This window comes from Ectopseudomonas oleovorans (assembly GCF_003052605.1).
GTDB lineage: Bacteria > Pseudomonadota > Gammaproteobacteria > Pseudomonadales > Pseudomonadaceae > Aquipseudomonas > Aquipseudomonas oleovorans_A.
In genome coordinates this window covers 1-9,354 of record NZ_QASO01000072.1, presented here as the reverse complement: position 1 = coordinate 9,354, position 9,354 = coordinate 1, and the positions used below count along the sequence as shown (strand labels likewise).

The 9,354-nt window shown below is 62.2% G+C and carries 11 protein-coding genes; 9 read left to right on the top strand and 2 right to left on the bottom strand.

Annotation, left to right across the window (positions count from 1 at the left end; translation table 11 throughout):
• From DBO86_RS12495 to DBO86_RS12455, 9 genes are all read left to right on the top strand, one after another.
• The coding region (locus DBO86_RS12495; RefSeq protein WP_146173180.1) for an HNH endonuclease signature motif containing protein at positions 1-183 on the top strand (183 nt) is incomplete at its 5' end.
• Between the two features lie 165 nt (positions 184-348).
• Positions 349-942 carry an imidazoleglycerol-phosphate dehydratase HisB gene (gene hisB / locus DBO86_RS12490; RefSeq protein WP_004374009.1) on the top strand — a complete coding sequence of 198 codons (594 nt, stop codon included), beginning with the start codon at positions 349-351 and terminating at the stop codon, positions 940-942.
• Positions 943-1,581, top strand: coding sequence for an imidazole glycerol phosphate synthase subunit HisH (gene hisH, locus DBO86_RS12485; protein ID WP_108233818.1), 639 nt, complete (start codon positions 943-945; stop codon positions 1,579-1,581).
• The gene (locus DBO86_RS12480) at positions 1,581-1,835 is read left to right on the top strand and encodes a DUF2164 domain-containing protein (protein ID WP_108233817.1); all 255 of its coding nucleotides are present in this window, start codon (positions 1,581-1,583) and stop codon (positions 1,833-1,835) included. Before hisH ends, DBO86_RS12480 begins: the two co-directional genes overlap by 1 nt.
• Before the next feature lie 37 nt (positions 1,836-1,872).
• Positions 1,873-2,610 carry a 1-(5-phosphoribosyl)-5-[(5-phosphoribosylamino)methylideneamino]imidazole-4-carboxamide isomerase gene (hisA, locus tag DBO86_RS12475; RefSeq protein WP_012020037.1) on the top strand — a complete coding sequence of 246 codons (738 nt, stop codon included), beginning with the start codon at positions 1,873-1,875 and terminating at the stop codon, positions 2,608-2,610.
• A 77-nt stretch (positions 2,611-2,687) separates the two neighbouring features.
• On the top strand, positions 2,688-3,458 hold the full coding sequence (gene hisF, locus DBO86_RS12470) for an imidazole glycerol phosphate synthase subunit HisF (protein ID WP_017675945.1): 771 nt from the start codon (positions 2,688-2,690) through the stop codon (positions 3,456-3,458).
• 187 nt (positions 3,459-3,645) lie between these two features.
• On the top strand, positions 3,646-4,380 hold the full coding sequence (locus tag DBO86_RS12465; RefSeq protein ID WP_100547361.1) for a substrate-binding periplasmic protein: 735 nt from the start codon (positions 3,646-3,648) through the stop codon (positions 4,378-4,380).
• 85 nt (positions 4,381-4,465) lie between these two features.
• Positions 4,466-5,221, top strand: coding sequence for a substrate-binding periplasmic protein (locus tag DBO86_RS12460; RefSeq protein WP_003464157.1), 756 nt, complete (start codon positions 4,466-4,468; stop codon positions 5,219-5,221).
• Between the two features lie 134 nt (positions 5,222-5,355).
• On the top strand, positions 5,356-6,111 hold the full coding sequence (locus DBO86_RS12455; protein ID WP_108233816.1) for a substrate-binding periplasmic protein: 756 nt from the start codon (positions 5,356-5,358) through the stop codon (positions 6,109-6,111).
• 242 nt (positions 6,112-6,353) lie between these two features.
• On the opposite strand, the gene DBO86_RS12450 is transcribed toward DBO86_RS12455, so the two are convergent.
• Both DBO86_RS12450 and DBO86_RS12445 read right to left on the bottom strand, forming a co-directional pair.
• The gene (locus DBO86_RS12450; protein WP_108233815.1) at positions 6,354-7,670 is read right to left on the bottom strand and encodes a S41 family peptidase; all 1,317 of its coding nucleotides are present in this window, start codon (positions 7,668-7,670) and stop codon (positions 6,354-6,356) included.
• A 47-nt stretch (positions 7,671-7,717) separates the two neighbouring features.
• Positions 7,718-8,959, bottom strand: coding sequence for a murein hydrolase activator EnvC family protein (locus DBO86_RS12445; protein WP_108233814.1), 1,242 nt, complete (start codon positions 8,957-8,959; stop codon positions 7,718-7,720).
• Positions 8,960-9,354: the final 395 nt, after the last annotated feature.

The window sequence follows — 9,354 nt, the reverse complement described above, 5'->3', positions numbered from 1 at the left end:
GGGCTTTGTGCCCTTTGCGGGCAAGCGGTGAGTAAGGAAACGGGCTGGCACGATCACCACGTCATCAGGCGTGTGGACGGCGGTTCGGATACTTTACGTAATCGCACCCTGCTTCATCCCAACTGCCACGCGCTGGTTCACAGCCAGCGCCAAGAGGTAACTCTACGATTCAGCGGCTTATAGCTGTAGAATCCGACGCAACACTTCGTACGTTGCCGGCCAAGCTACTTGGTTTTTCGTAAGCTTGAGCCGTATGCGGTGAAAGCCGCACGTACGGTTCTTAGGGGGGGACGGGCCAGTAATGGCCTGTCCCTACCCGACTTCCGTTAGTTATTCGTGGAGCTGGTGATGGCCGAACGTACGGCATTCGTCGAGCGCAATACCCTGGAGACCCAGGTCAAGGTCTCGATCAACCTGGATGGCACCGGCAAGGCCAAGTTTGACATTGGTGTGCCTTTTCTCGAGCACATGCTCGACCAGATCGCCCGTCATGGTCTGATCGACCTCGATATCGAGTGCAAGGGCGATCTGCATATCGACGACCACCACACCGTCGAGGACGTCGGCATCACTCTCGGCCAGGCCTTCGCCAAGGCCGTCGGCGACAAGAAGGGCATGACCCGCTATGGCCACTCCTACGTGCCGCTGGACGAAGCGCTGTCGCGCGTGGTGATCGACTTCTCCGGTCGCCCCGGCCTGCAGATGCATGTGCCGTTCACCCGCGCCGTGGTCGGCAACTTCGACGTCGACCTGTTCCAGGAATTCTTCCAGGGCTTCGTCAATCACGCGCTGGTGTCGCTGCACATCGACAACCTGCGCGGGCACAACACTCACCACCAGATCGAGACCGTGTTCAAGGCCTTCGGCCGCGCGCTGCGCATGGCGGTGGAGCTGGACCCGCGAATGGCCGGGCAGATGCCGTCGACCAAGGGCTGCTTGTAAATGCAGACGGTAGCCGTAATCGACTATGGCATGGGCAACCTGCACTCGGTGGCCAAGGCGCTGGAGCATGTCGGCGCCGGCCGCGTGCTGGTGACCTCCGACGCCAAGGTGATCCGCGAGGCCGACCGCGTGGTGTTCCCCGGCGTCGGCGCCATCCGCGACTGCATGGCCGAGATCAGGCGCCTGGGCTTCGACGAGCTGGTGCGTGAAGTCAGCGCCGACCGTCCGTTCCTCGGCATCTGCGTCGGCATGCAGGCGCTGCTCGAACGCAGCGAGGAGAACGACGGCGTCGACTGCATCGGCCTGTTCCCCGGCCAGGTACGCTTCTTCGGCAAGGACCTGAGCGAAGACGGCGAGCGCCTCAAGGTGCCGCACATGGGCTGGAACGAGGTCAGTCAGGCGGTCAAGCACCCGCTGTGGCATGACATCCCGGACAATGCGCGCTTCTACTTCGTGCACAGCTATTACATCGAGGCCGGCAAGCCGCAGCAGGTGGTCGGTCGCGGTCACTACGGAAAGGACTTCGCCGCGGCATTGGCCGAGGGCTCGCGCTTCGCCGTGCAGTTCCACCCGGAGAAGAGCCACACCCATGGCCTGCAGCTGCTGCAGAACTTCATCGCCTGGGATGGCCGCTGGTAATGGCCCGCAGCAAGGCTGCCAGTCTGGCGCTCGAGCCTGCCCAGGAGCAGGCCGCGCTGCTGATGCTGCAGCGCTTTCTCGATGAGCGTTTCGAGCTGCAACTGGGCACCTTCGAAGTGCAGGAAGTTCTCGACCAGATCACCCGCGAGCTGGCGCCGCACTATTACAACAAGGCGATTCTCGACGTGCAGGCGCACCTGAAGGACAGGTTCGAAAGCATCGAGAGCGACCTCTGGGCGCTCGAAAAGAGCTGAGCGCCTTACCGAATTCAAACTTGAGCAGGTTCAACCGATGCTGATTATCCCCGCTATCGATCTCAAGGACGGCGCTTGCGTGCGTCTGCGTCAGGGCCGCATGGAAGACTCCACGGTATTTTCCGATGACCCGGTGAGCATGGCCGCCAAGTGGGTCGAGGGCGGTTGCCGTCGTCTGCATCTGGTCGACCTGAACGGTGCCTTCGAAGGTCAGCCGGTCAATGGCGAAGTGGTCACCGCCATCGCCAAACGCTACCCGAACCTGCCGATCCAGATCGGCGGCGGCATCCGTACCCTGGAGACCATCGAGCACTACGTGCGCGCCGGTGTCAGCTACGTGATCATCGGCACCAAGGCGGTGAAAGAGCCGGAGTTCGTCACCGAGGCGTGCAAGGCCTTCCCTGGCAAGGTCATCGTCGGCCTGGACGCTAAGGACGGTTTCGTCGCCACTGACGGCTGGGCGGAAGTCTCCAGCGTGCAGGCCACCGATCTGGCCAAGCGTTTTGAGGCCGACGGCGTGTCTGCCATTGTTTATACCGACATCGCCAAAGACGGCATGATGCAGGGCTGCAACGTCGAAGCCACCGCTGCGCTGGCTGCCGCGAGCAAGATTCCGGTGATCGCCTCCGGCGGCATCCACAACCTCGGCGATATCGAGAAGCTGCTGCTGGCGCGCTCGCCGGGCATCATCGGCGCCATCACCGGCCGCGCGATCTACGAAGGCACCCTGGATGTGGCCGAGGCGCAGGCCTTCTGCGACAGCTTCAAGGGTTGAACCGTAGGGCGGGTGAAACCCGCCGCAGTTGACGCAATCTTTATCGGTGGGTTGCACCCACCCTACGGGAGCTCCGTATGGCACTGGCTAAACGCATTATCCCCTGCCTCGACGTGGACAACGGCCGCGTGGTCAAGGGCGTCAAGTTCGAGAACATCCGCGACGCCGGTGATCCGGTGGAGATCGCTCGCCGCTACGATGAGCAGGGCGCTGACGAGATTACCTTCCTCGACATCACCGCCAGCGTCGACGGCCGCGACACCACCCTGCACACCGTCGAGCGCATGGCCAGCCAGGTGTTCATCCCGCTCACCGTCGGTGGCGGCGTGCGTACCGTGCAGGACATCCGCAACCTGCTCAATGCCGGCGCCGACAAGGTGTCGATCAACACCGCTGCGGTGTTCAATCCCGAGTTCGTCGGCGAGGCTGCCGCGCGTTTCGGCTCGCAGTGCATCGTCGTCGCCATCGACGCCAAGCGTGTGTCTGCGCCGGGTGAGCCGGGCCGTTGGGAGATCTTCACCCATGGCGGGCGTAAGCCGACCGGCCTCGATGCCGTTGCTTGGGCGCGCAAGATGGAAGACCTGGGCGCCGGTGAGATCCTGCTGACCAGCATGGATCAGGACGGTGTGAAGAGCGGTTACGACCTCGGTGTGACCCGCGCCATCAGCGAGGCCGTGCGCGTGCCGGTGATCGCCTCTGGTGGCGTCGGCAACCTCCAGCACCTGGCCGACGGCATCCTCGAAGGCAAGGCCGATGCCGTGCTGGCCGCGAGCATCTTCCACTTCGGCGAGTACACCGTGCCGGAAGCCAAGGCCTATTTGGCCAGTCGCGGTATCGTGGTGCGCTAAGGCCCCGGTCTGTTCGGGTCACGCTCGTGGCCCGTTGATCGCTCGACAGAGCCGGTAACAAAAGCTGCGGGCGAGTCGACGGCAAAGTGCCAGCGATCCGGCTAACATTGCCCATCATTCCCAAAACTTATGGCCCTGCATTTCGCAGACGGCTATTGCCTGCCGATCTTTCCGACACGGAGTCCCCATGTTCCTCATTCGATTCTTGACCGTCCTGGCCCTGTCGTGTGGCCTCAGCCTTGCGCGCGCCGAACCGCTGGTGCTGCTCACGGAGAATCTGCCACCCTTCAATATGTCGGTCGCCGGCACCAACTATGCCCGTGACGATGGCGTGACGGGCATGAGCTCGGACATCCTGCGCGCGGTGTGCGAGCGCGCCCAGGTCCAGTGCCAACAGATCTTGCGCTTCCCCTGGCAGCGTGTTTACCAGCAGACGCTGGATGACGCGGGCTATGGGCTGTTTTCCACCGCGCGTACCGCAGAGCGCGAAGGGCTGTTCAAGTGGGTAGGGCCGATCGCCAGGAACGAATGGGTGCTGTTCAGCAAGGGTGACAGTTCGATCCAGTTGAGCAGTCTCGACGACGCACGGCGTTACCGTATCGGTGGCTATAAAGGTGACGCCAAGACCCAGTTCCTGCTCGATCGTGGTCTGGAGGTACAGACGGCGTTGCGTGACAGCGAGAACGTCAAGAAGCTGGAAAGGGGCCAGATCGACTTGTGGGTTACCTCCAATCAGGCGGGGCGTTTCGTCGCGCGCCAGGAGGGCCTGGAGAACCTCAAGGTGGTGCAGAATCTGCACACCGCTGATCTCTACCTGGCGCTCAACCTGCAGACTCCTGATGAGCTGGTGCAGAAGTTGCAAAGTGCACTGGACTCGCTGCGGGCTGAGGGTGCGTTGAGGAGTATCGAGGCGCGCTACTGAGGCACACTGCCAGTAATCGCTGGGCTGGGGAGGGCTTGGCGGTTATCCTGTGGCGGTCTGCCTCATTACTAGAAAGAGAAATGCCATGTTCAAACGCCTGCTGATCACGCTGGGTGGCACCCTTATGGTGCTTGCTGGTGCGGTGCGCGCCGAAGTGGACCCAAGCTACACCGTGGTCCTGCTGACCGAAAACTTCCCGCCCTACAACATGGCGGTCAATGGCAAGAATTTCGCCCAGGAAGAAAACATCAACGGCATCGCCGTGGATATCGTCAAGGAAATGTTCAAGCGTGCCGGGGTTCAGTACAACCTGACCCTGCGCTTCCCCTGGGACCGCATCTACAAGCTGGCCCTGGAAAAACCGGGTTATGGCGTGTTCGTCACTGCCCGTCTGCCGGAGCGCGAGCAACTGTTCAAATGGGTCGGCCCCATCGGCCCGGACGACTGGGTGCTACTGGCCAAAGGTGACAACCCGATCAACCTGACCAGCCTGGACGAGGCCAAGTCGCATCGCATCGGCGCCTACAAGGGCGATGCCATCTCCGAATACCTGACCGAGAAGGGCGTCGAGCACAGCACCTCGCTGCGTGACCAGGAGAATGCGCGCAAGCTGGCGACCGGGCAAATAGAGCTCTGGGCGACGGGAGACCCGGCCGGTCGCTACCTGGCCAAGCAGGAGGGCATCTCTGGCCTGAAGACCGTTTTGCGCTTCAACAGTGCCGAGTTGTATCTGGCGTTGAACAAGGACATGCCCGATGAGATCGTCGCCAGGCTGCAGGCGGCGCTGGATCAGATGCGCGCCGAAGGCTTCGTGGACAAGACTCTGAACAGCTACCTGTAAGCACCGAACACGCGACCGGCCACGAGTCGGTCGCTGGCCATGGATGGCGGAGCCGCTGAGTGCCAATGACCGGGCTCGGGCCCATGCAAGGATGTCGCTAGCCATAACCAAAAATCATGCGAGCGGTACGTCTTATGCTGAAAACTCTGAAGAAAAGCCTGTTTGTCGCTTTGTTCATGCTTTGCGGTTCCGCGCACGCGGAGTTGCCCCAGGATTACAAGGTGGTGCTGCTGACCGAGAATTTCCCGCCCTTCAACATGGCGGTGGACGACAAGAACTTCGCCCGTGACGACGGTATCGATGGCATCAGTGCCGACATCGTGCGCGAGATGTTCAAGCGTGCCGGCATCGACTACACCCTGACCCTGCGTTTCCCCTGGGACCGTCTCTATCGCCTGACGCTGGAAAAACCCAACTACGGGCTGTTCTCCACCACCTATACCGAAGAGCGCAAGCCGCTGTTCAAATGGGTCGGCCCGATCGCCAAGACCGGCTGGGTGTTGCTCGCCGCGCCGGGTAACGACATCAAGGTGTCGACTCTGCAGGATGCTGCCAAATATCGCATCGGTGCCTACAAGAACGATGCGGTCAGCCAGAACCTGGAGAGCCAGGGCCTGGAGCCAATCAACGCCCTGCGTGACCAGGAGAACGTGAAGAAGCTGGTGCGCGGGCAAATCGACCTGTGGGCCACCACCGACCCGGTGGGGCGTTATCTGGCCAAGCAGGAAGACGTCACCGGCCTCAATACCGTGCTGCGTTTCAGGGATGCCGAGCTGTACCTGGCGCTGAACAAGGATACCCCGGACGAGGTGGTGCAGCGTCTGCAGAAGGCGCTGGATGAGCTGCGCAGCGAAGGTTTCATCGACGACATTACCGAGAATTATCTGTAACCGTGCGATAGCGCGAACTAGGCGGCTTTGCGGTGCTCTGCGGAAACGCTGCTGCTTGTCAGTGAGGCATAGGAAGATGAGCCTGTAGGAGCCAGCTTGCTGGCGATCCGACGTATCGATAGCCATCCGGCGTTGCTGGCGAAAAGCATCGCCGGCAAGCCGGCTCCTACGATTCTGTAGCGATGCCGGCTCCCGGGGCACCTATGGTAGGTGCCTCGGGAGCCTTATCTGGTCGGCTTGGCTCAGTTGCCGCGTGTGACGCTCAGGCCCTTGAGCAGGTTCAGTGCCTGGCTCAGCTGGTAGTCATCGTCCTGCGGACGCTCGGCGCGTGCGGCCTGTGCGGCCTTGCTCGGGCGATCAGCGCCGCCGTTACCATTGCCCAGGTGGCCCTGCAGGTCGGCTTCCTTGATGCCTTCACTGTCCTGCTCGCGGGTGAGTTTGGCGCGCCCCACTTCGATGTCGGGGACGATGCCCTGAGCTTGGATCGAGCGGCCGTTGGGTGTGAAGTACAGTGCCGTGGTCAGCTTCAGCGCGCGGTCGTTGTTCAGTGGCAGCACGGTCTGTACCGAGCCCTTGCCGAAGCTGTTGGTGCCCATCAGCACCGCGCGTCTGTGATCCTGCAGCGCACCGGCGACGATCTCCGAGGCCGAGGCGCTACCGCCATTGATCAGTACCACCAGTGGTACGCCTTCGCTGGCATCGGCCGGGTCGGCGTTGAAGCGCAGCTCGGAGTTGGCCATACGCCCTTCGGTGTAGACGATCAGCCCGCTCTTGAGGAAGTGGTCGGCCACTTCCACGGCGGCCTGCAGCACGCCGCCCGGGTTGTTGCGCAGGTCCATGACCAGGCCGCGCAGCTTCTTGTTGCCGTTCTCCTGGCGCAGCTTGGTCAGCGCCTTGCCGACTTCCTCGCCGGTGTTGACCTGGAATTGCGAGATACGCAGGTAGCCGTAACCGTCTTCGAGCATCTGGCTCTTGACGCTGCGCACTTTGATCACGGCGCGGGTCAGGGTCAGGTCGAACGGGCGGCCGCCGTCGCGCACCAGGGTCAGTTCGATCTTGCTGCCGGCCTTGCCGCGCATCTTGTCCACGGCTTCCATCATCGACAGGCCCTTGGTCGGCTGGCCATCGATCTTGACGATCAGGTCGCCGGGTTGGATACCGGCCTTCGATGCCGGAGTATCGTCGATGGGCGATACCACCTTGACGAAGCCATCCTCCATGCCGACCTCGATGCCCAGGCCACCGAACTCGCCGCTGGTGCTTTCCTGCAGTTCGGCGAAGGCTTTTGGTTCGAGGTAGGCCGAATGCGGGTCGAGGTTGCTGAGCATGCCCTTGATGGCATTCTCCAGCAGGGTCTTGTCGCTCACCGGCTCGACATAGGCGGCCTTGATGCGGTCCATCACCTCGGCGAAGGTACGCAGATCATCCAGCGGCAGCGGAGCCTTGCCGCTCGCCGTTGCTGCCGGCGCAGGGGCCGGCTCGGCGGCATGCAGGGCTGGAGCGCCGAGCAGCAGCCCGAGGGCCAGGGCCAGGCAGGTGGGGCGGAAGCGATGAGACATGAAAAGAACTCCTAAATGAATGAGGCGCCATCAGACTCGAGGCCTGACTATCCCTGCGCGCGGCACCACTGTGCCGGATCACTCGGACGACCGTTCTGGCGAATGGCGAAGTACAGTGCCGAAGCCTCCTGACCGCCGCTGCTGCCAACGGTGGCGATGGGATCGCCGGCCTTGACCACGTCTCCGGCATTCTTCAGCAGGCTCTGGTTGTGGCCGTACAGGCTCAGATAACCATTGCCATGGTCGAGAATGACCAACAGACCGGCGCCACGCAACCAGTCGGCGAAAACCACGCGACCGCCGTGCACGGCACGTACCTGAGTACCGGCAGGTGCACCGATCAGCACGCCATCCCACTTAGTACGAGCGTCGCCGCCGCGCGGGGTTCCATAGCGTGCTACCAATCGGCCATCTACCGGCCACGGCAATTTGCCGCGTGCACTGGCGAAAGGCCCGCCGTAGACGGCGCCGGTACTGACCAGAGGGCCGCTGGCCGGAGCGCTTGCCGGGTTACCCGGGCGCGCTTGCTGTGCGGCCAGGGCACGCTTGCGTGCCTCCTCGGCTTCGCGCGCCTGGCGCGCCAGGGTTTCTTCGATGGTCTTCAGTACGCGGCCCAGCTCGGCCTGTTCCTGCTGGCGCGCCTTGAGTCGCTGATCGCGGCTGGCGAAGTCGCGGTTGAGCTTGGCCAGCGCCTGCTGGCGTTCCTTACGGGCTTCGGCGAGTTGCGCGTGACGCTGATCCAGTTCGGCCTTTTGCGTCTGTAGCTGAGCCTGGTGATTGGTGATTTCCTGTTCGACGTTGGCCAGTTGGCGCAGGGTCTCGTTGAACGCAGAGAGCTGTTCGAGGCGCGCCTGGCTGAGGTAGTCGTAGTAGGTGAGGGTGCGGGAGAATTTTTCCGGGTTCTGCTGGTTGAGCAGCAGCTTGACGTATTCCTGACGGCCGCTCTGATAGGCCGCGCGGGCCTGGATGGCGATCAGCCGTTGCTGTTCAGTGCGTGCGCTCTGGAGTTTTTTTTTCTCCTGATCCAGGCGGCGGATTTCCTGCTCGCTGTCCTTGAGTTCGCGCTGCAGTTCCTTGACCTGGTTTTCCAGGTCGCCCATCTCGGTTTCGGTTTTCTTCAACTGCTGCTGCACGCCGGATTTTTCCTGCTGCAGTTTCTCCAGCAATTTCTTCAACTCGGCGACGTCCTGGCGTGCCGCTTCCAGCTGGCGCTGGGTATCGGCGCGCTGATCGGCGATGGCCGGAGCGATCAGGCTGCTGAGCAGAATCAGGGCAAGGATGCGAAGCATGGGCGGGGCGATACCTGGCGGAGTAGCGAATGGCGCTTAGTATGCCTAAAAAACCGGCGGCAAGCTGCAAGCCACAAGCAGCTAGAAGAGCGAACGTGACGCGTAGCCTGGATGCAATCCGGGGGGAGATTCCCCGGATTGCATCCATATATGGACTCCTCCCGTTTTGCCAGTGAAATAATCTGCCTCTGAACCTAGGTACGACTGCTTCCGTATATTCGACTTCTGATAAGGCGTTAGCCTTGAGCCATGATGAATTTCGCTCCTGTGCGCCTAACCGGGCTAGCGGCCTTGCAAAGCAGAGGGCCGATGGATGCAGCAGGTTACACACAGGTCGGTGCGACCGGTTCGTCATCAGTTCATGTCACTGTGCAATCGAGTGGATCTCTACTACG